We start from the raw sequence: 25165 nt of genomic DNA on the forward strand, positions 1-25165 counted from the left end.
GGCCCTGTCACACGATGAGCAGTACTACGAACCCGCCGACGCATCACACGTCCACGATCGGCGCCATCGGCGCGCCGAGCCGTCGCAACACCGAGCTGGCCCTGCTGGTCTTCGCCGTGGTCATCCCGGTGTTCGCCTATGCCAACGTGGGCCTGGCCCTCGACGGCCGGGTCCCCACCGGCTTGCTGAGCTACGGCCTCGGACTTGGCCTACTCGCGGGCGTCGCCCACCTCGTCGTACGGAAGTTCGCCCCGTACGCCGATCCGCTGCTGCTGCCGCTCGCCACCCTGCTCAACGGGCTGGGACTGGTGTGCATCTGGCGGCTGGACCAGTCCAAGCTGCTCCAACAGATCCATGTCGCGGGCGGCAAGGCGACCAACCAGCTGATCTACACGGCGATGGGCATCGCGCTGTTCGTGGCGGTACTGGTCTTCCTCAAGGACCACCGCACGCTGCAGCGCTACACCTACATCTCCATGGTGGCCGCGCTGTTCCTGCTGCTCCTGCCGCTGGTCCCGGGCCTCGGCGCGGACGTGTACGGCGCCAAGATCTGGATCGCGATCGGCAGCTTCACCATCCAGCCCGGTGAGTTCGCCAAGATCGTGCTGGCGGTGTTCTTCGCGGGCTACCTGATGGTCAAGCGGGACGCGCTCGCGCTCGCCAGCCGCCGCTTCATGGGGCTATACCTGCCACGCGGCCGCGACCTCGGCCCGATCCTCGTCGTCTGGGCGATCTCGATCCTCATCCTCGTCTTCGAGACCGACCTCGGCACCTCGCTGCTGTTCTTCGGCATGTTCGTGATCATGCTGTACGTCGCCACCGAGCGGACCAGCTGGATCGTCTTCGGTCTGCTGATGTCCGCCGCCGGCGCCATCGGCGTGGCCAGCTTCGAGCCGCACATCAAGGTTCGTGTGCAGGCCTGGCTCGACCCGATGCGTGAGTACACGCTCAGCCGCACCCCCGGCGTCACCGGCGTCCACTCCGACCAGCTCCAGCAGGCCCTGTGGGCGTTCGGCTCCGGCGGCACCCTCGGCACCGGCTGGGGCCAGGGCCACTCCGAGCTGATCCGGTTCGCCGCCAACTCCGACTTCATCCTCGCCACCTTCGGCGAGGAGCTGGGCCTGGCCGGCATCATGGCGATCCTGCTGATCTACGGCCTGATCGTGGAGCGCGGCGTGCGCACCGCCCTCGCCGCCCGCGACCCGTTCGGCAAGCTGCTCGCCATCGGCCTGTCCGGCGCCTTCGCACTCCAGGTCTTCGTCGTCGCCGGCGGTGTGATGGGCCTCATCCCGCTGACCGGTATGACGATGCCGTTCCTCGCCTACGGTGGTTCGTCCGTCATCGCCAACTGGGCGCTGATCGGCGTCCTGATCCGCATCAGCGACACAGCCCGCCGTCCGGCGCCCGCCCCCGCTGCCGACCCCGACGCCGAAATGACCCAGGTGGTCCGCCCGTCATGAACAAGCCCCTGCGCCGGATCGCGATCTTCTGCGGCCTCCTCGTCCTCACCCTGCTGCTGCGCGACAACTACCTTCAGTACGTCCGGGCCGACAAGCTCAAGGACGACCCGAAGAACCGCCGCGTCACGATCGCCCGCTACGCCACCCCGCGGGGCGACATCATCGTGTCCGGCGGCGACCCGATCACCGGGTCCACCCTGACCAGCAAGACCGGCCTGAACGACCTGAAGTACAAGCGCACCTACAAGAACGGCCCCATGTGGGCGCCGGTCACCGGCTACGCCTCGCAGGCCTTCGGCGCCACGCAGCTGGAGTCCCTGGAAGACGGCATCCTCACCGGCGACGACGACCGGCTGTTCTTCCGCAAGACCCTCGACATGATCACCGGCAAGGAGCAGCAGGGCGGCAACGTCGTCACCACGCTCAACGCCGCCGCGCAGAAGGCCGCGTTCGACGGCCTGAAGAACCAGGGCGGCAAGGGCGCGGTCGTCGCCCTGGACCCCTCCACCGGCAAGATCCTGGCGCTGGCCTCCTACCCGTCGTACGACCCCTCGTCCTTCGCGGGGAACACCAACGACGACGCCGCGGCCTGGAAGAAGCTCCAGAAGAAGTACAACCCCAACGACCCGATGCTGAACCGGGCGCTGCGCGAGACCTACCCGCCGGGCTCCACCTTCAAGGTGGTCACGGCCGCCGCGGCGCTGGAGAACGGCAAGTACACCTCGGCCGACGAGAAGACCGACTCGCCGCTGCCGTGGACCATGCCGGGCACCACGACCCAGCTGAAGAACGAGGGCAACATCCCCTGCGAGAACGCGACCATGCGGGTCGCGCTCCAGTACTCCTGCAACACGGTCTTCGGCAAGATCGGCTCCGACCTCGGCAACGACAAGATGCTCGACGAGGCGAAGAAGTTCGGCTTCACCTCCGAGCAGTTCACCCCGGTCCGCTCCAGCGCCTCGGTGTTCTCCGACGACATGAACCAGTCGCAGACCGCGCTGTCCTCCATCGGCCAGTACAACACCGCCGCCACCCCGCTGCAGATGGCCATGGTCGCCTCCGCGGTCGCCAACGACGGCAAGCTGATGAAGCCGTACATGGTCGACTCCCTGCAGTCCTCCAACCTGGACCCGGTCGCCACGACCCAGCCGGAGGAGCTGAGCCGGCCGCTGTCGCCGAAGAACGCGCAGATACTGCAGGACATGATGCAGACGGTGGTCGAGAAGGGCACCGGCACGCGCGCGAAGATCGACGGCGTCAAGGTCGGCGGCAAGACCGGTACCGCCCAGCACGGTGTCGAGAACAGCGAGAACCCGTACGCGTGGTTCATCTCCTACGCCAAGCTGCCCGACGGCAGCTCCCCGGTCGCCGTGGCCGTGGTGATCGAGGACGAGGGCGCCAACCGCGACGACATCTCCGGTGGCGGCCTGGCCGCGCCGATCGCGAAGAACGTCATGGAGGCGGTCATCGACTCCAAGAAGTGACCGCAGCCGATCACCGGGAGTGAGGCCGCTCACATCCCCTTCACAACGCCGCACGTTGCGATACCGGTCCTGTATCGGGTTACGGGCTTGGCCAGGTCACACAGAGCGAGCCGGGTACGGTAGGCCCGGACGGCAGCCTCCGGCCGTGCACACGGGTGCGCGGCCGAGACCGACGGAGAGGGCTGGTAGGTAGCTATGGAAGAGCCGCGTCGCCTCGGCGGCCGGTACGAGCTGGGCCAGGTGCTCGGCCGCGGTGGCATGGCAGAGGTCTACCTCGCGCATGACACCCGCCTCGGCCGCACCGTGGCGGTGAAGACGCTGCGTGCGGACCTCGCACGCGACCCGTCCTTCCAGGCCCGGTTCCGCCGGGAGGCCCAGTCGGCCGCCTCGCTCAACCATCCCGCGATCGTCGCGGTCTACGACACGGGCGAGGACTACATCGACGGGGTCTCCATCCCGTACATCGTGATGGAGTACGTCGACGGATCCACGCTCCGCGAGCTGCTGCACTCCGGCCGCAAGCTGCTGCCCGAGCGCGCGATGGAGATGACCATCGGCATCCTCCAGGGCCTGGAGTACGCGCACCGCAACGGCATCGTCCACCGCGACATCAAGCCGGCCAACGTCATGCTGACCCGTAACGGCCAGGTCAAGGTGATGGACTTCGGCATCGCCCGCGCCATGGGCGACGCCGGCATGACCATGACCCAGACCGCGGCGGTCATCGGCACGGCCCAGTACCTCTCCCCGGAGCAGGCCAAGGGCGAGCAGGTCGACGCCCGCTCGGACCTGTATTCGACGGGGTGCCTGCTCTACGAGCTGCTGACGGTACGGCCCCCCTTCGTGGGCGACTCCCCGGTGGCCGTGGCCTACCAGCACGTCCGGGAAGAACCGCAACCCCCGTCGGTCTTCGACCCCGAGATCACGCCGGAGATGGACGCGATCGTCCTGAAGGCACTGGTCAAGGACCCGAACTACCGCTACCAGTCGGCCGACGAGATGCGCGCCGACATCGAGGCGTGCCTGGACGGCCAGCCGGTCGCGGCCGCGGCCGGGATGGGCGCTGTCGGCTACGGCGGCTACCCCGACGACCAGGCGACGACCGCCCTGCGCTCGGAGTCCGCGGCCGGGGCGACCGCCATGCTCCCGCCGATGAACCCGGACGACGGCGGCTACGGCTACGACGACCGCCCGGACCGCCGCCGCCAGCAGAAGAAGTCCAACACCTCCACGATCCTGCTGGTGGTCGCGGGCCTGCTGGTCCTGATCGGCGCGATCCTGATCGGCAAGTGGGCCTTCAGCGACAAGAACGCCGACCAGACCTTGGACGCACCGAACTTCGTCGGCCACACCTACCAAGAAGCCCAGAAAATGGCGGTGAACTCCGACCTAAGGCTAGCGGAACCGATCCGCAAGGCCTGTGAGAACCAGCCGAAGGGTAACGTCTGCTCCCAAGACCCGACGGCCGGCACGCAGGTCAACAGGAACGACACGATCTCCCTGGTGGTGTCCACGGGCGCGCCGAAGGTCACCGTGCCCAGCGTCATCGGCCTCAGTCTCGACGATGCCAAGGCGAAGCTGGAGAGCGACGACTACAAGTTCACGGTGAAGACGGAGACCCGCATCTCCACGGAGATCCCGAACACCGTGCTCGACCAGGACCCGATCGGCGGCAAGCAGCGGCAAAAGGGTTCTGACATCACCCTCATCATCGCCAAGGCCGAGGAGAAGGTGACCGTCCCCGACGTCACCGGCAAGTCCTGCGACGAGGCGAAGGCCGAGATCCAGGCCAAGGGTCTGGCCCCGACGTGCAACGACACCCCCACCAGCGACCCGCAACAGAACGGCAAGGTCCTCTCGACCAATCCTTCGGCAGGCCAGCAGGTTTCCAAGAACACGGCCGTCGCGATCAACGTCGGCAAGGTGCAGGAAAAGCAAAAGACGCAGGTCCCGGACGTCCGTGGCCGCACAGTCGCTGTGGCCAAGCAGCTACTGAACGCCGCTGGCTTCACCAACATCCAGTTCAGCCCGGGCAGCGACAGCAGTGACACCGCGCTCGTCGCCCAGCAGGACCCGAAGCAAAACGAGCAGGTCGACGACCCGGCCGGCACCACGATCACCCTGACGACCGTAGGCTTCGGCGGCGGGAACAATGGCAGCAACGGCAATAACAACAATGGCGGGATCTTTGGCGGCGCCGACGGATAATACAAACGGCGCAGATGGCCCTGCACAACGGTAGAACTCGGGGCGCAGGGCCCTGTCAGCTTAAGTCATACTGCCACGGCCTTGAATACAGCATCGCCTCATTTCGACATGACCTCCTCCTGACTAGATAAGCATTCGCCTGTAAATCAACGACAGGTTGGCCACCTGACCGCAGCTAATTGCGTACGCCGAGCGCGTGCAGACATCACGATAATTACTGTGTTTGGCCGTCATCCCCTCGCTCGGAGATCACCCTCTGCAGTCCTGGAATGTGATCAGTCTAGAGACATGGCGGAGCTCGGCCACAGCGTCCGTTGTTGCAGACATGATGGCTTGAACCGTCTGCTGGCTCACCGACGGTGCTCGGCTCCCTTAGGACACTGCACCCAAGAAGCACGTAAAAGAGATTCGCCTGGCCGCACACCGCCCGCGACCTACCACCTTGGCGCAAAATAGCTCTCACCGCTCGACTGCATGTAGATATGATGAGGCTGTTCCAGACACATAGCCCAATTTCTGCGAGGCAATTGAGATTATGAGGCAACATAAAGGGAAGATCCTGAAGGTTACCGCCACAGCGTCATGCGCACTGACCCTAGCGCTCGGAGTGAGCGGTTCAGCAATGGCAGCACCGTATTCACTTCCCGTATACAACGGGTTCCACGAGAAATTCGGGTACGGGCAATTCAACGATGATCCGAGTGGGTCAATACCCGGCGATGCAATCAGAGCATGCGACAGCAGAGCAGACGGTAAGTGGATTGTTGTCGGAATAGACACCGACCAGGATGGCTACTCCTATGATGATCGTACGGTAAGTTCTCGAGGCCTTACGGCTGGTCAGTGCACTTCTTGGAAGACTGGAGACCTCAAGGAAGGGACGAGTTATCTCGTTGAGGTGTGGGTGAAGGGGAGCGACGGAAGCTACGGGTATACGCAGGAAAACTTCGACACTTAAGACGTGGTGCCTGCTTCAAAAACCCTCACTTGAGCGGCGGCGTGCCATCCCGCTCATATAAGGTACCGTCTCCTGTCTGCAGTGACCTTGTCCCTGCGGACAGGAGGGTCAGTTGAATCAGCGCAGCTCCGCCGGCGGCGTCCGCCTGCTGTCCACCTTCTCCACGCGGACCAGTTCCCCCCACACCACGTACCGGTAGCGGGAGGTGTACACGGGGGTGCAGGTCGTCAGGGTGATGTAGTGGCCGGGCTTCTTCGCGCCGGACTCCTCGGGGACCGCCGAGAGGACCTTGACGTTGTACTTCGAGGTCTCGGGGAGGACCGCGTAGACCTTGTAGACGTACCAGTCGTCCCGGGTCTCGAAGACGATCGGGTCGCCCTTCTCGATCTTGTCGATGTTGTGGAACTTCGCGCCGTGCCCGTCCCGGTGGGCGGCGACGGCGAAGTTGCCCGTCTTGCCGGTGGTGGGCAGCGTGGCCTTGACCGGGTCGGTGTAGTAGCCGGCCACACCGTCGTTGAGGACGTCCGTGCCGGTGCCCTTCTCGACCAGCACCTCGCCGTTCCTCATCGCCGGCACGTGCAGGAACCCGATGCCGTCCTTCGTGTCGAGCGCGCCGGGACCGGACTCCTGCTGCTGCGCCCAGTGTTCGCGCACCTCGTCGGCCTGCCGGTCGGCCTTGCGGTCCGCTATCACGTTCGTCCACCACAGCGAGTAGACGACGAACAGGCCGAGCAGCACACCCGCCGTGATGAGGAGTTCCCCGAAGACGCTGACCGCCAGCGCGATCCGGCCGGGGCGCCGGCGGCGCAGGGCCGTATCCGGAACCGGTTCGGACGCGTCCGTGGTCTCGTCGGTCTCGTCGGCGGTCGCTGCCACAGTTCCTCTGCCCCTACTCGGTGAAGCCCTACTCGATGAGCGCGTCCGGCTTGCCCTTGCTGCGCGGGCGTTCCTGGACCATCTTGCCCCAGACGATCAACCGGTACTTGCTGGTGAACTCCGGCGTGCAGGTGGTGAGGGTGATGTAGCGGCCGGGCTTGGTGAAACCGGAACCGGGCGGGACGGGATCGAGCACGCTGGTGTTGGACGGCGGGGTGACCGGCAGCATCGAGGTCACCTTGTACACGAAGTACGTGTCCTGCGTCTCGACCACGACCGCGTCACCGGCCTCGAGCCGGTTGATGTACCGGAACGGCTCACCGTGCGTGTTGCGGTGCGCCGCGAGCCCGAAGTTGCCGGTCTTCGCGTCGGGCATCGCCGTCTTCAGCGGGGCCTCGCCGTAGTGCCCGACCATGCCCTTGTCGAGCACCCTCTTGTTGCTGATGCCCTCCGCGATCGGCGCCACCACGTCCAGCTTCGGGATGTGCAGGATCGCGAAGCCCTGCCCCGGCTCGAAGACACCCGGGTTCCGCTTGCCGCTGGCCCAGTCGTCCTGGAGCTGGTGCGCCTCGCTGCCGGCCTGCGCGTGCGCGCGGACGTTGGTCCACCACAGCTGGTAGGTCACGAACAGCAGCATCAGCACGCCGGTGGTGATGAACACCTCGCCGATCACCCGGCTCGCGACGGTGGCCGGGCTGGCCTTGCGCAGCCGGGCCTGCCGCCGGGCCTCCACCCGGGTCAGGGGCCGCTGCGGGTCCCGCTGGGCCGGGGGAGCCGTCGTCTCCCGGGCCCCGCCGTGCCGCCCGCCACGGCGCTTGGCGGCCTTTCTCCGGGCCGCACGGCCGCCCTGAGCGGCTCCGTAGGCGGCAGAGGCCGAAGGGGCCGTAGAACCGCCTGTGGGCTCGCTCTCCGGGCCGGATCCGGCTCGCGCCGGGATCCGCAGGGCCATCGTCTCCTCGTCGACCACGGGCATGCCGGCCGGCACGGTGCCAGGCGCGGCAGGAGGCAGCGGTCCCGCCAGGTCGGCCTCGGTCAGCCGGGGCATCGGCGCCGTCGGCGGATCCGGCCGCCGTCCCGCGTACGGCCGCGCACCGGCGGAGGACTCGTACGGACTCCCGCCGCCGTACAAGTCCTCGCGCTCGGGGCGCAGGGCGGTCACGCCGTGGCCCTGCCCACCACCGGGGCGAGCCCCGCCGACCTCGCCACGGCACCCTGGTCGCCGCACTCCGCCAGCCAGTTGGCCAGCATCCGGTGCCCGTGCTCGGTCAGCACCGACTCGGGATGGAACTGCACGCCCTCGACCGGGAGTTCACGGTGGCGCAGGCCCATGATGATCCCGTCGTGGGTGCGGGCGGTCACCTCCAGCTCGGCCGGCACCGTGGCGGGCTCGGCGGCCAGCGAGTGGTAGCGGGTCGCCGTGAAGGGCGAGGGGAGGCCGGCGAAGACGCCCTTGCCCTCGTGCTCGACCGGCGAGGTCTTGCCGTGCAGCAGCTCGGGCGCCCGGTCGACCACACCGCCGTACGCCACCTGCATCGACTGCATGCCGAGGCACACGCCGAACACCGGCACCCCGGTGGCCGCGCAGTGCCGGACCATGTCCACGCACACGCCCGCCTCCTCCGGCGTCCCGGGGCCGGGCGAGAGCAGCACGCCGTCGAAGCCGTCCTGGGCGTGCGAGGTCGACACCTCGTCGTTGCGCAGGACCTCGCACTCGGCGCCCAGCTGGTACAGGTACTGGACGAGGTTGAAGACGAAGCTGTCGTAGTTGTCGACGACGAGAATCCGCGCACTCACTGGTTGTCCACCGTCACATCGTTGAAGGGCAGGAGCGGTTCGGCCCACGGGAAGACGTACTGGAACAGGACGTAGACCACGGCCAGGATCAGTAGGAGCGAGAGGAGCGCCTTCACCCACGCGTTGCCCGGCAGATGCCGCCAGATCCAGCCGTACATGCCGTCCCTTGCCGTCCCTTCCGTATCCCCTACGGCACCAGACCCACGCCGTACGTCACCAGACTAACGGCGCAGAGCCCTCGGTTCGCCTGCCTCCACACGCTGGGTGGAATCCAGGTGCGCCCAGACGATCAGCCGGTGACTGTGCCCCCATTCCGGATCGCACGTGGTCAGGGTCAGATACCGGCCCGGACGCGTATACCCGGACTTACGTGGGACAGGGTCGATCACCTCGACATCGGTCGGCACCGTTTTGTAAGGGCCTTTGTCGATCCGATACGTGAACCAGGTGGTTCCGTCCGTGAGCACGATCGCGTCGCCCGGCCGCAGCCGGGGGAAGTCCTTGAACGGATCGCCGTACGTCCGCCGGTGCCCGGCGACGGCGAAGTTCCCCTGCCGGCCGAGCCGCGCGGTGCTCGCGTAGTGGCCGAGGCCCTTCTTTAGGGTGCCGCTCCCGGTGCCCTCAAGCACCGGCTTGTTCCACGTGGAACCGAGCCGCGGGACGTACATGAGGGCAAACGGTTCGCCGGGTGTGTACGGCTTCGGAGCCTCTGCCGCCTCGGACGGCCCCGGCGCTGCCGCGGTCTGCGGCCGGCCGCCCCGCGACCACTCCGCGTGCAGCCGGTCGATCTGGTCGCTCATCGCGCTGTCGGCCCGGACGCCCGTCCAGAACAGCACGTAGCCGACGAAGAGCACGATCAGGGTGCCGACCGTGAGGCACAGCTCGCTGACGGTTCTGACGATCACGCGCACCGGCGGCTCCCGGACGGACGTCTACCCCACTGGCTTCGCGTAGCGCAGATCCACTGTGCCGGAGTACCCCGGAAGAGTCACCGTCCCGTCGTCGGTGACTTTCCAGCCGAGGCCGTAGACGTTGACGTAGACCATGTAGGTCTGGATCGCCTTGCTCGCGGCGAGCGCCTGCTTCAGCCGGTCCGGGTCCCCGACCGCCGTGATCTTGTACGGCGGTGAGTAGACGCGGCCCTGGAGGATCAGGGTGTTGCCGACGCAGCGCACCGCGCTGGTGGAGATCAGCCGCTGGTCCATGACCTTGATGCCCTGGGCGCCGCCCTGCCACAGCGCGTTCACCACGGCCTGGAGGTCCTGCTGGTGGATGACCAGGTAATCGGGCTGCGGCTCGGGATAGCCGGGGAGCTTGGCGGTGGCGCCCGGCGGGGCGTCGTTGAGGGTGACGGTGACGGCCTTGCCGGTCAGCTTCCGGGTGCCCGCGCTCTTCTCCAGTCCGCCGAGCTTCTCGTCCTGGGCCCTGGTGCTGCCGTCGTCGCTCTCGGCGAGCGACTCCACGCCGTCCCGCAGGGTCGCGTTGGACTCGTCCAGCGCCTTGTTCTTACGGCTGCGCTGCTGGATCAGGTCGGACAGCTTCAGCAGCGAGCCGTCCTGGCGGATGTCGGTGCCCCTGGCCGTGTCGAAGCTGGTGAAGAAGATCAGCCCGGCGAGGGCGAAGACGGCCGCCGTGAGCATCCGTACGGGCCGCAGACGCAGCCTGCGAACGGGGCCCGCACCCGTTGATCCCGTCCCGGGGGAGTCGGCAGAATTGCTCAACGTACCCTTATCTCCTTCGGCGCCACGGAAGCACTACGCTAACGGACGCCCGGGGGAGCACACAGAGTCGTCATGTTGGCCCTTTGTACGCTGCCCCGAGCCCGACCCAGTTACCTGCGCGGCCACGCAGCGCATCGACAGGAGAGACCCTCGTGCCGAAGTCACGTATCCGCAAGAAGGCCGACTACACGCCGCCGCCCGCGAAGCAGGCGCAGGCCATCAAGCTCACCAACCGCGCCTGGGTCGCGCCCGTCATGCTGGCCATGTTCCTGATCGGCCTGGCCTGGATCGTGGTGTTCTACGTGACGGACGGCTCGCTGCCCATCGACAGCCTGGACAACTGGAACATCGTGGTGGGCTTCGGCTTCATCGCCGCGGGCTTCGGCGTCTCCACGCAGTGGAAGTAGCGTTCCCGGCACCTCCGGAAACAGCTCTGCCCAGGGCTATCCACTGAGTTATCCACAGCTGTTTTCCACAGTGGGGAAAAGAACGACGATCTGTGGATAACTCATCGGGTGTTGACGCCGGTGTGACTGGCCAAGTGCCCGTCAGACACCCGTTCGCCCCCTGCCTGACCTGCGGAAACACATCCGAGCGGCAGGGGGCACAGCTGTGTCCGCACCGTGTGCACAAGATCCGCCACAGCCTGTGGACAACGGTTCGGATCAGGTGAGCTGCGCGGTTCTGACCAGCACCAGCGCCAGCGACAGCACCAGGACGACGGCGCAGGTGCCGTACTGCACCAGCGACCGCCTCTCGCGCGGGGCGTGGACCATCGCGTACCCGGTGACGACACCGGCGACGAGCCCGCCGATGTGCGCCTCCCAGGAGATGTTCATGGACGGGTTGAAGGTGAAGATCAGGTTGATCGCCAGCAGGGCGACGACCGGCCGCATGTCGTAGTTGAGCCGGCGCATCAGCACCGCGGTGGCGCCGAAGAGGCCGAAGATCGCGCCCGAGGCACCGAGCGACGCGGTGGTCGGGGATTCGAGCAGGTAGGTCAGCGCACCGCCGGCCAGCCCGGAGGCGAAGTAGACCGCCAGGTAGCGGGCCCGGCCGAGGGCCGCTTCCAGGGGACCGCCGACCCACCACAGGCTCAGCATGTTGAAGCCGATGTGCCAGTACTGCTCGTGCGCGAACATCGACGTCACGAAGCGGTACCACTCGCCGCCGGCGACCCCCGAGGTCGGCGTGAACGGCTTCGGCGGCCAGGCGCCGTAGAGCACCACGTCGTCCAGGAGGGAGCGGTCGGCCTGGATCGCGATGAACACCGCGAGGTTGATCCCGATCAGGATCTTGGTGAGCAGCCGGGGATCGGTCGTGACCGTGCCGCCGGCGAGCGTGCGCGGCCGGGACGCCTGCGGTGCGTGCCCCGTACCGGAGCCGCCGCGGACGCAGTCCGGGCACTGGAAGCCGACCGAGGCGCTGACCATGCACTCGGGGCAGATGGGGCGCTCACAGCGGGTGCAGCGCACGCCGGTCTCTCGGTCCGGGTGCCGGTAGCACACGGGCACGCTCCGGGCGTCCTGCGCGCTCCCTGCGGCCTGGTCCATCAGTTCCCCTTGGTCGTCGTGCCCGTACCTGGTCGTACGGTGCCTACGGCACCATCCTGCCCCGTTCATCCTTACGGACGAGCGATGCCTTTGGTTCCCTTCTCAGTCCTCGCGCGTCTCGACGACCACCGTCTCGAGCACGACGTCGGCGAGCGGCCGGTCGTTGCGTCCGGTCGGCACGTTCGCGATGGCGTCGACCACCTTCCGGCCGGCCGGGCCGGTGACCTCGCCGAAGATGGTCCGCTTGCCGTCGAGCCAGGTGCTCGGCGTGACGGTGATGAAGAACTGGGAGCCGTTGGTGCCCGGGCCGGCGTTGGCCATGGCCATCAGATACGGGACGTCGAAGGCCAGGTCGGGGTGGCATTCGTCCTCGAATCCGTAGCCGGGGCCGCCCAGGCCGTTCCCCAGCGGGTCACCGCCCTGGATCATGAATCCGCTCATGACGCAGTGGAAGACCGTGCCGTCGTAGAGCGGTCTTCTGCTCTTCTCGCCGGTGCCGGGGTGGGTCCACTCGCGTTCCCCGCGGGCCAGCTCGACGAAGTTCCTGACCGTGACGGGAGCGTGCAGCGGGAAGAGCCGCACCTCGATGTCGCCGAGGGTGGTCTTCAAGGTGGCATACAGCTGCTCGGCCACGGTCCGCCTTCCGTTGTCGTCCGCCGCCTTCGATCCTTCCACGGTCCCGGCCGCGCGTCTCCGGGCGGCCACGACTTCCGCGGGGCGTGCGGCGCGGCGCGGCGATTCGTGGCAGTGTCGACGGCGGGCACCCCGGTGCCCCGAATCAGGCCGAAGCAAGCGATCGGCACCCATATGCCCGCCCGCGCATGCCGCACCCGCCCTCGGCAGGCATGATCCGTAAAAGGGTGGAAAGTCGAAATACCGTACGCCACCGAGGAGGAGGAACCCGTGACCCGCATCGACAGCGTGCGCGCCGCGACCGGCTCGGCGAAGGACAGCGTGCTGCACGCCGCGGAAGTGGTGGCGCCCTACGCCGACACGGCCAAGGAGCGTGCCGCGTACTACGCGCAGGAGGCACGCGTACGGCTGGCGCCCGTGGTGTCGCAGGCCGCAGAACAGGCCCGCGTGCAGTACGACGCCCGGCTCGCCCCGCGCCTGGAGCAGGCCCGCGCCCATGTGCCGCCGAAGGTGGACGTGGCCGCGCACGAGGCCGCCGTCCGTACCCGTAAGGCCGCCCGGCAGGCCGCCGACTACTCACGTCCCAAGCTGGAGCAGGCCGTCGCCGCGACCGCTCCGGTACGCGACGAGGCCGCCGCGCGCGGCGCCGCCGCGCTGGCCGCACTGCGCGGCCAGGTGTCGGCGCAGGAGATCCAGAAGCTGGCCCGGCGCAATGCCCGGCGGTCCCGGGCCGGCCGCGCCGTGAAGCTGACGGCGGTGCTGGCCGTCGTGGCGGGCGGCGCCTTCGCGGCCTGGAAGTGGTGGGACAAGCAGGCCAACCCGGACTGGCTGGTCGAACCGCCCGCGGCGACGGAGGTCCCCGACGGGGGCCGCCTCACCTCGGTCGACGGCACCGGCCCGGCGGGCCTGGATCCCGAGGTCGAGGCCAAGCAGGCGGAGGAGGACGCGGCCGACCGCGACGACGAGGCCTGAGTACAGAAAACTGACGATTGATCGGCAAATGCCCTCCGGCACTGCGGTTTCGCAGGCCGGAGGGCATTTTCTGGGTGGAGCCTAGGGGAGTCGAACCCCTGACATCCGCCATGCAAAGACGGCGCTCTACCAACTGAGCTAAGGCCCCGGAAAGGAGCGCCCGGCCGGAAGAATCGTGTTCCGGCGGGTGCCGCAGACCAGAGTACCGGGTCACCCCCCGTATCCCGCAAAAAGATTGGGGCTCCCCGCGGATGACCACTCTCCGTAAGATGCTCGGCGTGGTTCGCTACAGCGAACCGCGGTTTTCAGGGGAAGCGATGGGGAGACGCAATGGACGCCGCACAGCAGGAAGCCACCGCGAGAGCGCGGGAGCTGCAGCGGAACTGGTACGGGGAGCCGTTGGGGGCGCTCTTCCGTAAGCTCATCGACGATCTCGGGCTGAACCAGGCCCGGCTCGCGGCGGTCCTGGGCCTGTCCGCTCCGATGCTCTCGCAGCTGATGAGCGGCCAGCGCGCGAAGATCGGCAATCCCGCGGTGGTCCAGCGGGTGCAGCTGCTGCAGGAGCTGGCGTCCCAGGTCGCGGACGGCAGTGTCAGCGCCGCCGAGGCGACCGAGCGCATGGACGAGATCAAGAAGTCGCAGGGGGGCTCGGTGCTCAACAACACCACGCATACCACGAACAGTTCGGGTGCGCCCACGGTGAAGCGCGTGGTACGCGAGATCCAGTCGCTGCTGCGCTCGGTGGCCGCCGCCGGCGACATCATCGACGCCGCGGACGCCCTCGCCCCGAGCCACCCCGAGCTCGCCGAGTTCCTCCGTGTCTACGGCGCCGGCCGCACCTCGGACGCCGTCGCGCACTACCAGTCGCACCAGAACTGACCGGCTCGGCCGGCACACCGGAGGGGGTCCGGTGGCCGGCCGAGCCGCAGCGGGGCGGGTGCTCCTCTCGTGGGTAGGGAGTGCTGAGGGGAGCAAGGGGCGCGGGGGGTTCGTCGGGCTAGGGGAGGAGCGGCGGCTGCCATGGGTGAGGTGTTCGCCGGCCGGTACGAGCTGGCCGACCCGATCGGCCGGGGTGGGGTGGGCGCCGTATGGCGTGCCTGGGACCATCGCCGCCGGCGGTACGTGGCCGCGAAGGTCCTCCAGCAGCGCGATGCCCACTCCCTGCTCCGCTTCGTGCGGGAGCAGGGGCTGCGCATCGACCATCCGCACGTGCTCGCCCCGGCCAGCTGGGCCGCGGACGACGACAAGGTGCTGTTCACCATGGACCTGGTCGCCGGCGGCTCGCTGGTCCACCTGGTCAACGACTACGGCCCCCTCCCGCCGGCGTTCGTGTGCACCCTGCTCGACCAGTTGCTGTCCGGGCTCTCCGCCGTGCACGCGGAGGACGTCGTCCACCGGGACATCAAGCCCGCCAACGTGCTCCTGGAGGCCACCGGTACGGCCCGGCCGCGGCTCCGGCTGTCCGACTTCGGCATCGCCATGCGGCTGGGGGAACCCCGGCTGACGGAGACCAACCTCGTGGTGGGCACGCCCGGTTACCTCGCGCCCGAGCAGATGCTGGGCGCCGAACCCGACTTCCCGGCCGACCTGTTCGCCGTGGGCCTGGTCGCCCTGTACCTCCTGGAGGGGGCCAAGCCCGACGCGAAGGCGCTGGTGCAGTACTTCCTGGAACACGGCACGCCCGGCCCGCCCAAGGGCATCCCGGAGCCGCTCTGGCAGGTCGTCGCCTCGCTGCTCCAGCCGGACCCCGCGGACCGTTTCCGCACCGCCACGGGGGCGCGCAAGGCGCTCGCAGCCGCCGCGGAACTACTGCCGGAGCCGGGCCCGGACGACGAACTCATCGAGATCTTCGACCAACTCGGCCCGCTCCCCTCGGGGTTCGGGCCGGACGGCCCGCTCCAGCAGGCGTCCGGTGTGGCGTTGGAGCCGGTGCCGGGCGAGGCCCCCGAAGCAGCGCCGGGCGCGGGAGCGTTCACGGGTTCCCGTACGCCCACCTACACCGGCTCCCTCTCCGACACCGGCAGCTTCCGTCTGCCGCCGCCCGAGCGGACCCCGGCCCCCGATCCGGACCCCGCCCCGCCCGCGCCCCCGGTGCCTGGCGGTGTGCCGGACCCCCGCGTCGACACCGCTACCGCGGCGTACACCGCCCGCGATCCGCAGGTTCCCCCTTTGCACCCGTCCCCGGCGCCGCCCGTTCCGCGCGCACGCGGCCGTCGCCGGCGTGCGGCCCGCCGTCCCGGGCCCCCGGCCAAGGCCGCGATCCCGATCCTGCTGCTGGCGCTCGTCTGCTACGCGGTGGGTTTCTGGGCGCTGGCCCGGGCGTGAGCCCGCCGGGCCGCCACCGTCCAGCCGCCGAGGACGAGCAGCAGCACGGTTCCCGCGCCGATCCCGCCGACGGCGACCAGCCGCATCGCCCGGTGTTCGCTCCCGTCCCCGCTGCCTCCGGTCAGCACGGACTCCCGGTCCTGCGCGCTGATCGTGAACACGTCGTCGGGCGCGGGCCGGCCGGCGTATCCGGGCCCGGCGTGCGCCCAGCCGCCCGTCCGCACCCGCAGGGTCACCTCGAACGGCCCCCGCCCGAACGTGCCGGCCAGCTGCGCGCTGAGGTGGACGACGAGGTAGTAGTCGCCGGCGAAGCGGACGGAGGTCACTCCGGCGGGCACGGCGTAGCGGTTGGCGTACTCCACCGGCGGGAGCGGGGCGAGGGCGGCGGACTTCGGGGCGCCGGTGTAGCCGAGGGAGGTGTCGTCGACGTAGCCGCGTACGGGGTTGTACAGGGAGAGGTTCAGCGCGCCGCCGACATAGCCGTGGCCGGGGGCGCCGCCCAGGTCGGCGGAGGCGTGCAGGTGCCGGCCCCAGTCCAGCGGCACCTTGTAGAAGCGGGTCTCGCCGGGTGCGAGGGTGGTCCGCCAGACCCCTTGGCCGAGCGGGCGGGCGGTGGTGAAACCGGTGCCCCCGGGGCGCTCGCGGGCGGTGCCGGTGAGGGGCTCCGGTGTGGCGGAGTTCCAGGTCTGCGGCGCGGTGGTGGGGCCGGCCTGCGCGAGGCCGGGTTCCGTGGCGGGCGCGATCTCCAGGTCCCACCGGCCGGCCCGGGCCGCCGCCCCGGAGCCCTCGGCGTCGAGCCGTTCGACGAGCACGTAGTACGTCCCTGCGCCCTGGCACAGCGCCTTGCCGGTGTCGCGCTGGGCCAGGGCGGTGACCGGGCGGGGGCTGAGCCCGGCGCCGAAACGGGCGGAGGCGTAGGAGCAGGGCGTGCCCTTGGCGTCCTGCAGCGAGACGCGGATGCCGTCGGTGGCGGAGACGGCGGCGTCCGCGGGCGGTACGGCGGTGACGGGTACGTACGCCGTCTCGGCGGCGGTGAGGTGGAGGCGGTAGTAGAGCCTGCCGTTGCGGGGCACGGAGCTGCGGTAGGTGCGGCCGGGGTCCAGCGGGGCGGCGTCCGCGGTGGGCCGCTGCGCGCCGGTGACGGTCCGGGCGCCGGGCGCGAAGGTGTACGGCCCCGGCACGGGAGGCGCGGCGGCGGCCGGGGCGCCGGCCGGCAGGGCGAGGGCGGCGCACAGTGCCGGCAGCAGGATCAGGGCGCGCCGGGCGGCCAGGGCCTGCCGCCTCGTCCATGCCGTCGTACCGCCTCGCGCCCGCACGCGCCACCACCCCCAGTCGTCGGACGGCCGCACACGGACCGCAGGCCCCATCCTGCCCCGGCCGTCGCTGCGCCATCCGGGCAACGCCCGCGCCCGTCCGAAACGCACCCGGCACCCCCGGAGCCCTGCCCGCCCGCTAGCTCACCCGCCGGGCGCCCGCAACCCCGGGACAACGCAAAACCCCGACCGCGCAGGCGGCCGGGGTCGGTTCAGATCGGGTATCGGGACTCACGAACCCGTGGGCACGGAGTCAGTCGCCTCCGTCCACAGATCCTGCTCGGCGCGATCCGCCTGGATCTGGCGGTACACGAGGAGCCCGCCGATGGCGGCCAGTGCGACCAGGAGCAGCTTCTTCACCGCGCGACCTCGTCTTTCCTTGACGTAGGGGACCTCTGGCGCCCGACTATACACACCGACCGATATCGATCGGTGACCTGCTTCGGGGCCCAACTCCCGCCTCCGGAAGCGCAATGAGCCTGGTCGCAGGCGGTTCCGGCCGGAGGGTGACGGCACCTCCACGCACGGTTACTTTGCTCCCTCTTCGCTCACCCTCACCGCGTTTTGCGGGGTTTTCCTCGCTCTTGCACCCATCCGAGTGGTGTTCATCGGAACATCGACGCGCCACGGGCGCAGGTCCACCACCTCGCGGCGCTCATACACATCATGAGGAAAGTACGCAAATCGCCCAACCCGAAAGTGAGGGGCCATGGCCAAGAACAAGGTCATGAAGCTGTGGACCGCCATCGTCACCGCCTTCCTCGCGCTGTGCACGGCGCTCGGACTCGTCACCGCCGCCTCCGCGACCGCCGCCGCGGCCGGACCCCGGACCGAGAGCCCCCGCACCGGCACCGCGCAGCGCACGACCCCGGCGATTCCGGCGGCACACCACGGGATCTGGTCCCATGCCAGTGCCCTGCCCCCCACGATGAAGCAGCGGATCCGGGCCGAGGCCCACGGCAAGACCCCCGGCTGCCGGCACCGTCCGCTCACCGACACCCAGGCGGAGACCACGTCCCAGGACCACCCCGCGGAGTCCCTCGACTGCTGATCCCTCCCCCGCTGCAGTACCGCAACGTCTCGACCGCACGGCGACTTGCGTACGCACCAGTCGACACGGAAAGACCCCCGGCCAGTCTCGGCCGGGGGTCTCGCGCTGTTCGGGGCCCCGGTACGACATGCTCGGAGAACCTCGTAGACACAGACGTACGACCCGGAAAGGTGGTGAGCGCTGCCGTGAACCGGCGCGTCACCGTAGTCACCGCTGTCCACGGCCCGTCCGCCCGGTTCCTGCCGGACGCGTACGCGTCCCTGTGCGCGCAGCGGCTGCCCGCCGGCTGGGAGTGGGACTGGGTCGTGCAGGAGGACGGCACGACCGAGGAGGTCCGCCCCCACGTCCCGGACGACGCCCGGGTGTCCTTCCGCCAGGGCCGGCCGGGCGGGCCCGGGGTCGCCCGGACGATCGCGCTGGCGCGCGCCGAGGGCGCCTACGTCAAGGTGCTGGACGCAGACGACCGGCTCACCCCGGGTGCGCTCGCCCGGGACGTGGCCGTGCTGGAGGCGGAGCCCACCGTCGGCTGGACGACGTCCCGCGTCCTGGACCTGCTGCCCGACGGCTCCACGGCCGGCTTCCCCGGCGACCCCGACGACGGCCCGATCGAGCGGGGCACGGTCCTCGACCGGTGGAAGCGCAACGACTTCCGCGCCCCGGTCCACCCGGCGAGCCTGTGCGTACGGCGGGAGCTGCTCACCGCCCTGGGCGGCTGGATGGCGCTGCCCGCCTCGGAGGACACCGGTCTGCTGCTGGCGCTGGACGCGGTGAGCCGCGGCTGGTTCTCGGCCGAGGCCGGTCTGCTGTACCGCAAGTGGGAAGGACAGGTCACGGGCCAGACGGCGCACGTCGACCCCGTCGAACGCGCGGCCCGCATGGCGGTCGCCGAGGCCCGGGCCCGCGCGCTGGCCGCCTTCGGCTGGACCTATCCGCCGGCCCCTACCCGCTGAACGGCTCCTCCTCGGTGAGGCGGACCGCCTGCGAGGGGCACTTCTCGGCCGCCTCCCGGACCGCCTCCCGCACCGACGGGTCCCCGGCCGCCTCCGCCCCGCCGGGCCGTACGACGCCGTACCCGTCCTCGAACGCGAACACGCCCGGCGCCCGGTGCGCGCACTCGGCGGAGCCGTAGCACAGGGAGCGGTCGACGGAGACCTTCATGCGTCCTCCACGCGTGGGCGGTGCCTTCAGGAACGTCACTGCCCGGCCGCGCCCCCGCTGAACCGGACCGCCGGGCTACCGCTGCCCGCCCGCGGCCGAGAGCCAGTGGGCCACCCGGCGGACCGTCGGCTCGTCGAGCCGGTCGGCGAGCGTGCGGACGGCCTCGCCGTCCTCGGGGCCCAGGTCGTACAGGCCCGCCTTGCTCAGCGCGGCCATGAGCACCTGGTGGCGGCGGTCCGTCATGCGCTCGGCCAGCCGGGCCGGTTCCGGGGAGCCGGGCGCGGGCCGCTCCGGCGCGGGGGCGGGGGGCGGGGCGGACGGGGCGTCGAAGAGGCGCCAGCCGCCGTCCTCGGGCCCCCAGAGCGCGACGGCCGCCTCGGCTCCGCGCGCCCGCACGGTCCGGGTCATGTCCCCGACGGCGTACAGCACCGGCTCCCGGTACGGGGACTCGGCGCCCACCGTCCAGGTGTCCTGGGCCGGCTCGTGGAACATCGCGACCCAGCGGGGTTCACCGGGCGGCCGCGGGCACCGGGGACGCTGCTTCTCCATGGGACACCTCACCCCTTCGGAAAGGACCGGCGAGGCGACCGTAACTGACACATCGTCAGATCTCCAGGGTGTGGACAAGCGCCGTTCCCGCCCGTCCGGCACCGGTCCCTCCCCTCGTGGGGACCGGTGCCGGACGGTGCCGGGCCGTCGACCCGTGCCAAGTCGGCGGTGCAGCACGGGTCGAAGTACGGGGGCCGGACGGTGTCCGGGACGCGCGGGCTCACCCGCCGGGCGCGGCAGGGGATGAGCGATTTCGGCTGAGAACGTTCGGCGCCATGGGCTGTCTCTCCGAGCACCGGGCCGGTGGCCTGTCCGGACGGTGTGTGACGGGTCCGCTACCGGGTTCGGATCCTGCCATCTACGGCCCCGCAGGAGGAGGTTCCGGTCTCCGGACCGGCTCTTCGCCGCAGGTCAGCCGTATAAGGTGAGTTTTCCGGTCCGGACGTCCACACGCGGGGGAAAGTAAGGGGTGGGACCTTGAGTTCCGACTCAGGGGCACGCACAGCCTTCGCCGAGCGCCTGGCGCTGCTGTACAAGGAAGCCGGAAACCCTCCCCTCAAGAGCGTCGCCGAGGCGGTCGTACGACTGCAGCGGGTCGACGAGCGCGGCCGGCCCGTACGGGTGTCGGCGCAGCGGATCAGCGACTGGCGCCGGGCCCGCAACGTGCCGGCCCAGTTCGCGGCCCTCGCCGCGGTGCTGCAGATCCTGATCCCGGAGGCGCGGCGCCTGCGGCCCGCCCCGGTCTCCACCGGCCTGTACGACCTCGCCCACTGGCAGCGGCTGTGGGAGCTGGCGCTGACCGGTCCGACCGGCGAGCCGCCCGCGCCGCCCGCGGAGAAGAACCGGCGGCCCCCCGCCCAGGCCCCGCCGGTCGCCGGCGGCGTGTGCCCGTACCGGGGGCTGGCCCCGTACCGGCGGGAGGACGCCCGGTGGTTCTTCGGCCGGGAACGCAGTACGAACGCCCTCGTCGCCCAGCTCCGCGCGGCCGAGCGGTCCGGCGGCCTGGTGATGCTGGTCGGCGCCTCCGGGGCGGGGAAGTCGTCCCTGCTGAACGCCGGCCTGGTCCCCGCGATCCGCAGCGGCGCCCCGGACGGCCCGGCGGCGGAGGCGGCGGCCCGGTCCCGGCGGGTCCTGCAGCTCGTCCCCGGTGCCGATCCGCTCGGAGAACTGGTCCGCCGCATCCCGGAGCTGGCCGAGATCGCCGCCGTCGCGCGCAGGGCCGAGCAGAAGGCCTCGGAGAACCCGGCGCTGCCCGGCAGCGGCGCCCCGCACGTCGCCCGGGCCGTGCGCGAGGCGGTCGCGGTCTGGGCGGGCCACGACCAGGACGCGGACGCCCGGCCGGTCGTCATCGTGGACCAGTTCGAGGAGGCGTTCACCCTCTGCGCCGACGAGGCGGACCGCCGTACCTTCATCCAGTTCCTGCACACCGCCTGCACCCCGCCCGCCGGCTCCGCCGGACCCGCCCCCGTCCAGGTCGTCCTCGGCATCCGCGCCGACTTCTACGAGCAGTGCCTCGGCTATCCGGAACTCGCCGACGCGCTGCAGCACCGGCACATGGTGCTCGGCCCGCTGACCAGCACCGAGCTGCGCGAGGCGGTGACCGGTCCGGCCAAGGCGGTGGGTCTCGAACTGGAACCGGGGCTCGCCGAGCTGATCGTGCGCGAGGTGAGCGCCGACGGCCCGCGCGGCGCTCACGACGCGGGTGTGCTCCCCCTGCTGTCGCACGCCCTGCTGGCCACCTGGCAGCGCCGCAAGGCCGGGAAGCTGACGCTGGCCGGCTACCGGGCGGCGGGCGGCATCCAGGGCGCGGTCGCGGCGACCGCCGAGCGCGCCTGGTCCGGCCTGGACCCGGCGGCCCGTACCGCCGCCCGGCTGCTGCTGCTGCGGCTGGTCCGGCTGGGCGAGGACACCCAGGCCACCCGGCGGCGCGGCACCCGGCGGCAGCTGGCGCAGGAGTCCGCGGACCCCGGCAAGACGGAGGAGTCGCTGGAGGCCCTGGTGCGGGCCCGGCTGGTGACCCTGGACGCGGACACCGTGGAGATCACCCACGAGGCGCTGCTGCACGCCTGGCCCCGGCTGCGGCACTGGATCGACGAGGGCCGCGGCGACCACCTGCTGCGCCAGCGGCTGGAGGAGGACGGCCGGGCCTGGGAGGACTCGGGCCGGGACAGCTCCCTGCTGTACCGGGGCTCCCGGCTGGAGCAGGCCCGCAGCTGGGCCCGGTCGGCCGGGGACACCTACCTGACCCGCAGCGCGGTGGAATTCCTGGCCGCCTCGGTACGGCTGCGCAAGCGCTCGGTGTGGCTGAGCCGGGCCGCGGTGGCGGCGCTGGTGGTGCTGGCCCTGCTCGCCGCCGGTTCCGCGGTGATCGCCTCCAAGCAGCGCGACGACGCCGTGTTCGCGCAGGTGCTCGCCGAGGCCGACCGGGTGCAGCACACGGATCCGTCGCTGGCCGCCCAGCTCGACCTGGTCGCGCACCAGCTCCGCCCCGGCGACGAGGGCACCTACAGCCGCCTGATCTCCATCGTGAACGCGCCGCTGGCCACCCCGCTGTCCGGCCACACCGGCGCCGTCTACCTCACCTCGTTCAGCCCCGACGGCCACACCCTGGCCACGGCCAGCTACGACCGCACGGTCCGGCTGTGGAACGTCACCGACCCCCACCGCCCGGCCCCGCTCGGCACGCCGCTCACCGGCCACGCCAGCTGGGTGAGCAGCGCCGTCTTCAGCCCGGACGGCCACACCCTGGCCAGCGCCGGCGACGACGGCACCGTCCGGCTGTGGAACGTCACCGACCCCGCCCACCCCGTACCGCTCGGCACGCCGCTCACCGGGCACCGGGGCACCATCTACCTGGTCGCCTTCAGCCCGGACGGCCACACCCTGGCCACGGCCGGCGAGGACCGCACCGTGCGGCTGTGGGACGTCACCGACCCGCGCCGGCCGGCCCCGAAGGCCACGCTGCGCGGGCACTCCGCGGCGGTGCGCTCCGTGGCGTTCAGCCCGGACGGGCGGACGCTCGCGACCGGCGGCGACGACGACACGGTCCGGCTGTGGGACGTCACCGCGCCACGCCGGCCGGCGGCGGTCCGCACCCTGCGCGGGCACACCGACCTGGTGCACTCGGTGGCCTTCAGCCCGGACGGGCACACCCTGGCCAGCGGCAGCGCGGACGACACCATCCGGCTGTGGGACGTGACCGACCCCGCCCGCGCTGCGGCGATCGGCTCGCCGCTGACCGGCCACACCGGCCCGATCTGGTCCGTGGCGTTCAGTCCCGACGGCGGCCGGCTGGCCGCCGCGAGCGCCGACAGCACGGCGAGCCTGTGGAACGTCGGCGACCCGGCCTCCCCGTCCCAGATCGGCGAGCCGCTCGCGGGCAGCAGCGGTGAGATGTACGCGCTGGGGTTCAGCCGGGACGGCCGTACCCTCGCCACCGGCAGCGGCGACGGCAAGGTGCGCCTGTGGTCGGTGCCGACCTCGGACATGCTCGGGCGCAACGGCGCGTTCCGCCCGGACGGGCGGGTTCTGGCCACCGCCGCCCGGGACGGCCGGCTCCGGCTGTGGAACGTGACCCGGCCCGGCCGGCCCGTCCCGCTCGGCAAGCCGTTCATGCACGCCGACGGCGACCAGCGCTCCCTGGTGTTCTCCCCCGACGGCCGCACCCTCGCCGTCCTCACCGGCGTCCGCGCGGTCCACCTGTGGAACGTCACCGACCCCGCCCACCCCGTCTCCGCCGGCCCGCCGCTGCGCCTGCGCACCCGCTTCATGGGCCCCGACGCGCTCGCCTACAGCCCCGACGGCCGCACCCTGGCCACCGCCTACGACGACCGCACCATCCAGCTGTGGAACGTCACCGACCCCGCCCACGCCGTCCCGCTGGGCAAGCCGCTCACCGGCCACCGGGGCTACGTCAACGCCCTCGCCTTCAGCCCGGACGGCCGCACCCTGGCCGGCGGCAGCGCGGACAGCACGATCCGGCTGTGGAAGGTGACCGACCCCGCGCACGCCGTACCGCTGGGCGCGCCGCTGCCCGAGCACTCCGGGCCCGTCAACGCGCTCGCCTTCAGCCCGGACGGGCACACGCTGGCCAGCGGCAGCGACGACGACACGGTCCGCCTGTGGAACGTCACCGACCCCGCCACCGCGAGCGCGCTGGGCGCCCCGCTCACGGGCCACACCGAAGCGGTCACGTCCGTGACGTTCAGCGCCGACGGCCGCACCCTGGCCAGCGGCGGCAACGACAACACGGTCCGCCTGTGGAACGTCACCGAGCCGGACTCGGCGACCCCGATCGGCCAGTCGATGAGCCCCAACGCCAAGACCGGCGCCTTCCTCTCGTTCAGCCCCAACAGCCACGTCCTCGGCGTCTCCAGCGGCAGCGACACCGTCCGCCTGTGGAGCCTGGACGCCGACGCGGCGATCCGGCACATCTGCTCGGTCACCCGGGGCGTCCTCACCCCGCACCGGTGGCACGAGTACCTCTCCCGCCTCTCCTACGACCCTCCGTGCGGTCGATGATCGGCCAACATCCCTGATTCCCCCCGGACTTGGCCCCACGGAACCGACAACCTTGTTACCCTTGGCCATAGCCCGGTCGCTGGTGCATCCCCCGTCGCCAGCGGCCGGGTTTTTGGCTGCTCCCACACGACGGCATCGGCTGCGAGCGGGCTGACCGCCGGTGTCCGTGCTTGTTGGTGTCAAACGTTGGTGTCACCAGAGACAAGCACCGTTGACAATGCCTGCGCAGCGTACTAGGCCTGTTCCCCGGCCGTCTCTGCCCTGAGTTTCACCGCCCGCTCACGCGGGTCGTACCCAACACCAACGCCCTCGACCAGCACGACGTCCCCATCGATGTGATCGGTCCGCAGCCGCAGGATCTCCTGATACGCGGGGGACGCGTACCAGGCGCGGGCCTCGGCTAGGCCGGGGAACTCGATCAGCACCATGCTGCCTGGCCAGCTCCCCTCCACCACCTCAGTCGGCGGGCCGTGGATCAGGAAGCGGCCGTGGAATGGATCTAGGGTGTCCTGGATGCGATCCAAGTACTCAAGGACATCAGGGTGATGACGGCGATCACGTAGGTGGGCAAAGCCGTATGCAGGCACGT

Annotated in this window: 23 protein-coding genes and 1 tRNA gene; 10 read left to right on the top strand and 14 right to left on the bottom strand. The window is 70.7% G+C overall.

The window, feature by feature from the left end:
- Window positions 1-14 precede the first annotated feature (14 nt).
- The 3 genes from ACIP4Y_RS22820 (at window position 15) to pknB (ending at window position 5152) form a co-directional block, all read left to right on the top strand.
- Window positions 15-1460, top strand: a complete 1446-nt coding sequence (locus tag ACIP4Y_RS22820) for an FtsW/RodA/SpoVE family cell cycle protein (RefSeq protein ID WP_401396407.1) — start codon at window positions 15-17, stop codon at window positions 1458-1460.
- Window positions 1457-2944, top strand: coding sequence for a peptidoglycan D,D-transpeptidase FtsI family protein (locus ACIP4Y_RS22825; protein WP_401396410.1), 1488 nt, complete (start codon window positions 1457-1459; stop codon window positions 2942-2944). The genes ACIP4Y_RS22820 and ACIP4Y_RS22825 overlap by 4 nt, the downstream gene beginning before the upstream one ends.
- Window positions 2945-3139: 195 nt before the next feature.
- The gene (gene pknB / locus ACIP4Y_RS22830) at window positions 3140-5152 is read left to right on the top strand and encodes a Stk1 family PASTA domain-containing Ser/Thr kinase (RefSeq protein ID WP_401396413.1); all 2013 of its coding nucleotides are present in this window, start codon (window positions 3140-3142) and stop codon (window positions 5150-5152) included.
- Between the two features lie 1075 nt (window positions 5153-6227).
- On the opposite strand, the gene ACIP4Y_RS22835 is transcribed toward pknB, so the two are convergent.
- The 6 genes from ACIP4Y_RS22835 to ACIP4Y_RS22860 all read right to left on the bottom strand — a co-directional run bounded on the left by ACIP4Y_RS22835 (window position 6228) and on the right by ACIP4Y_RS22860 (window position 10501).
- On the bottom strand, window positions 6228-6986 hold the full coding sequence (locus ACIP4Y_RS22835; protein WP_401396416.1) for a class E sortase: 759 nt from the start codon (window positions 6984-6986) through the stop codon (window positions 6228-6230).
- A 28-nt stretch (window positions 6987-7014) separates the two neighbouring features.
- Window positions 7015-8145 carry a class E sortase gene (locus tag ACIP4Y_RS22840; protein WP_401396419.1) on the bottom strand — a complete coding sequence of 377 codons (1131 nt, stop codon included), beginning with the start codon at window positions 8143-8145 and terminating at the stop codon, window positions 7015-7017.
- Window positions 8142-8780, bottom strand: a complete 639-nt coding sequence (locus ACIP4Y_RS22845) for an aminodeoxychorismate/anthranilate synthase component II (protein WP_358635832.1) — start codon at window positions 8778-8780, stop codon at window positions 8142-8144. Before ACIP4Y_RS22845 ends, ACIP4Y_RS22840 begins: the two co-directional genes overlap by 4 nt.
- A complete protein-coding gene (locus ACIP4Y_RS22850) occupies window positions 8777-8938 on the bottom strand; it encodes a hypothetical protein (protein WP_030344318.1) in 162 nt (53 codons plus the stop codon). Before ACIP4Y_RS22850 ends, ACIP4Y_RS22845 begins: the two co-directional genes overlap by 4 nt.
- 63 nt (window positions 8939-9001) lie before the next feature.
- Window positions 9002-9691: a class E sortase gene (locus tag ACIP4Y_RS22855; RefSeq protein WP_401396424.1), complete on the bottom strand. Its 690-nt coding sequence runs from the start codon at window positions 9689-9691 to the stop codon at window positions 9002-9004.
- A 21-nt stretch (window positions 9692-9712) separates the two neighbouring features.
- Entirely contained in the window at window positions 9713-10501 is a 789-nt protein-coding gene (locus ACIP4Y_RS22860) for a DUF881 domain-containing protein (RefSeq protein WP_401396426.1), read from the bottom strand.
- 152 nt (window positions 10502-10653) lie between these two features.
- Here ACIP4Y_RS22860 and crgA point away from each other — a divergent pair, with 152 nt between their 5' ends.
- Complete coding sequence (gene crgA, locus ACIP4Y_RS22865) at window positions 10654-10908, top strand: cell division protein CrgA (RefSeq protein WP_053711550.1); 255 nt, start codon at window positions 10654-10656, stop codon at window positions 10906-10908.
- A gap of 258 nt (window positions 10909-11166) precedes the next feature.
- Here crgA and ACIP4Y_RS22870 read toward each other — a convergent pair whose 3' ends face one another.
- Together ACIP4Y_RS22870 and ACIP4Y_RS22875 are read right to left on the bottom strand one after the other, a co-directional pair.
- Entirely contained in the window at window positions 11167-12054 is an 888-nt protein-coding gene (locus tag ACIP4Y_RS22870) for a rhomboid family intramembrane serine protease (RefSeq protein ID WP_401396430.1), read from the bottom strand.
- Between the two features lie 102 nt (window positions 12055-12156).
- Window positions 12157-12687: a peptidylprolyl isomerase gene (locus ACIP4Y_RS22875; protein ID WP_358635822.1), complete on the bottom strand. Its 531-nt coding sequence runs from the start codon at window positions 12685-12687 to the stop codon at window positions 12157-12159.
- A 270-nt stretch (window positions 12688-12957) separates the two neighbouring features.
- On the opposite strand from ACIP4Y_RS22875, the gene ACIP4Y_RS22880 reads away from it, so the two are divergent.
- On the top strand, window positions 12958-13659 hold the full coding sequence (locus ACIP4Y_RS22880; protein ID WP_358635820.1) for a DUF5324 family protein: 702 nt from the start codon (window positions 12958-12960) through the stop codon (window positions 13657-13659).
- Window positions 13660-13734: 75 nt separating this feature from the next.
- On the opposite strand, the gene ACIP4Y_RS22885 is transcribed toward ACIP4Y_RS22880, so the two are convergent.
- Window positions 13735-13807, bottom strand: a tRNA-Ala gene (locus ACIP4Y_RS22885).
- Between the two features lie 182 nt (window positions 13808-13989).
- Between ACIP4Y_RS22885 and ACIP4Y_RS22890 the strand changes: the two genes are divergently transcribed.
- Both ACIP4Y_RS22890 and ACIP4Y_RS22895 read left to right on the top strand, forming a co-directional pair.
- On the top strand, window positions 13990-14538 hold the full coding sequence (locus ACIP4Y_RS22890) for a DNA-binding protein (RefSeq protein ID WP_358635818.1): 549 nt from the start codon (window positions 13990-13992) through the stop codon (window positions 14536-14538).
- Window positions 14539-14679: 141 nt separating this feature from the next.
- On the top strand, window positions 14680-15984 hold the full coding sequence (locus tag ACIP4Y_RS22895) for a serine/threonine-protein kinase (RefSeq protein ID WP_401396435.1): 1305 nt from the start codon (window positions 14680-14682) through the stop codon (window positions 15982-15984).
- Here ACIP4Y_RS22895 and ACIP4Y_RS22900 read toward each other — a convergent pair.
- Window positions 15948-17300, bottom strand: a complete 1353-nt coding sequence (locus tag ACIP4Y_RS22900; RefSeq protein WP_401396438.1) for a hypothetical protein — start codon at window positions 17298-17300, stop codon at window positions 15948-15950. The genes ACIP4Y_RS22895 and ACIP4Y_RS22900 overlap by 37 nt on opposite strands.
- 228 nt (window positions 17301-17528) lie before the next feature.
- Complete coding sequence (locus ACIP4Y_RS22905; protein ID WP_003999697.1) at window positions 17529-17657, bottom strand: DLW-39 family protein; 129 nt, start codon at window positions 17655-17657, stop codon at window positions 17529-17531.
- A 349-nt stretch (window positions 17658-18006) separates the two neighbouring features.
- Between ACIP4Y_RS22905 and ACIP4Y_RS22910 the strand changes: the two genes are divergently transcribed.
- The gene (locus ACIP4Y_RS22910; protein WP_358635812.1) at window positions 18007-18348 is read left to right on the top strand and encodes a DUF6344 domain-containing protein; all 342 of its coding nucleotides are present in this window, start codon (window positions 18007-18009) and stop codon (window positions 18346-18348) included.
- A 173-nt stretch (window positions 18349-18521) separates the two neighbouring features.
- Window positions 18522-19298, top strand: coding sequence for a glycosyltransferase family 2 protein (locus ACIP4Y_RS22915; protein ID WP_401396442.1), 777 nt, complete (start codon window positions 18522-18524; stop codon window positions 19296-19298).
- Here the strand turns inward: ACIP4Y_RS22915 and ACIP4Y_RS22920 are convergent.
- Window positions 19288-19506 carry a ferredoxin gene (locus tag ACIP4Y_RS22920; RefSeq protein ID WP_401396445.1) on the bottom strand — a complete coding sequence of 73 codons (219 nt, stop codon included), beginning with the start codon at window positions 19504-19506 and terminating at the stop codon, window positions 19288-19290. The two genes, ACIP4Y_RS22915 and ACIP4Y_RS22920, sit on opposite strands and share 11 nt — an antisense overlap.
- A gap of 75 nt (window positions 19507-19581) precedes the next feature.
- On the bottom strand, window positions 19582-20055 hold the full coding sequence (locus ACIP4Y_RS22925) for a hypothetical protein (RefSeq protein WP_358635803.1): 474 nt from the start codon (window positions 20053-20055) through the stop codon (window positions 19582-19584).
- Between the two features lie 477 nt (window positions 20056-20532).
- On the opposite strand from ACIP4Y_RS22925, the gene ACIP4Y_RS22930 reads away from it, so the two are divergent.
- Window positions 20533-24576 (top strand): AAA family ATPase, encoded by a 4044-nt coding sequence (locus ACIP4Y_RS22930; protein ID WP_401396449.1) that lies wholly within the window; start codon window positions 20533-20535, stop codon window positions 24574-24576.
- A gap of 233 nt (window positions 24577-24809) precedes the next feature.
- Here ACIP4Y_RS22930 and ACIP4Y_RS22935 read toward each other — a convergent pair whose 3' ends face one another.
- The gene (locus ACIP4Y_RS22935; protein WP_401396452.1) at window positions 24810-25163 is read right to left on the bottom strand and encodes a DUF1330 domain-containing protein; all 354 of its coding nucleotides are present in this window, start codon (window positions 25161-25163) and stop codon (window positions 24810-24812) included.
- Window positions 25164-25165 lie beyond the last annotated feature (2 nt).

Source organism: Streptomyces sp. NPDC088810 (assembly GCF_044750305.1).
Lineage (GTDB): Bacteria > Actinomycetota > Actinomycetes > Streptomycetales > Streptomycetaceae > Streptomyces.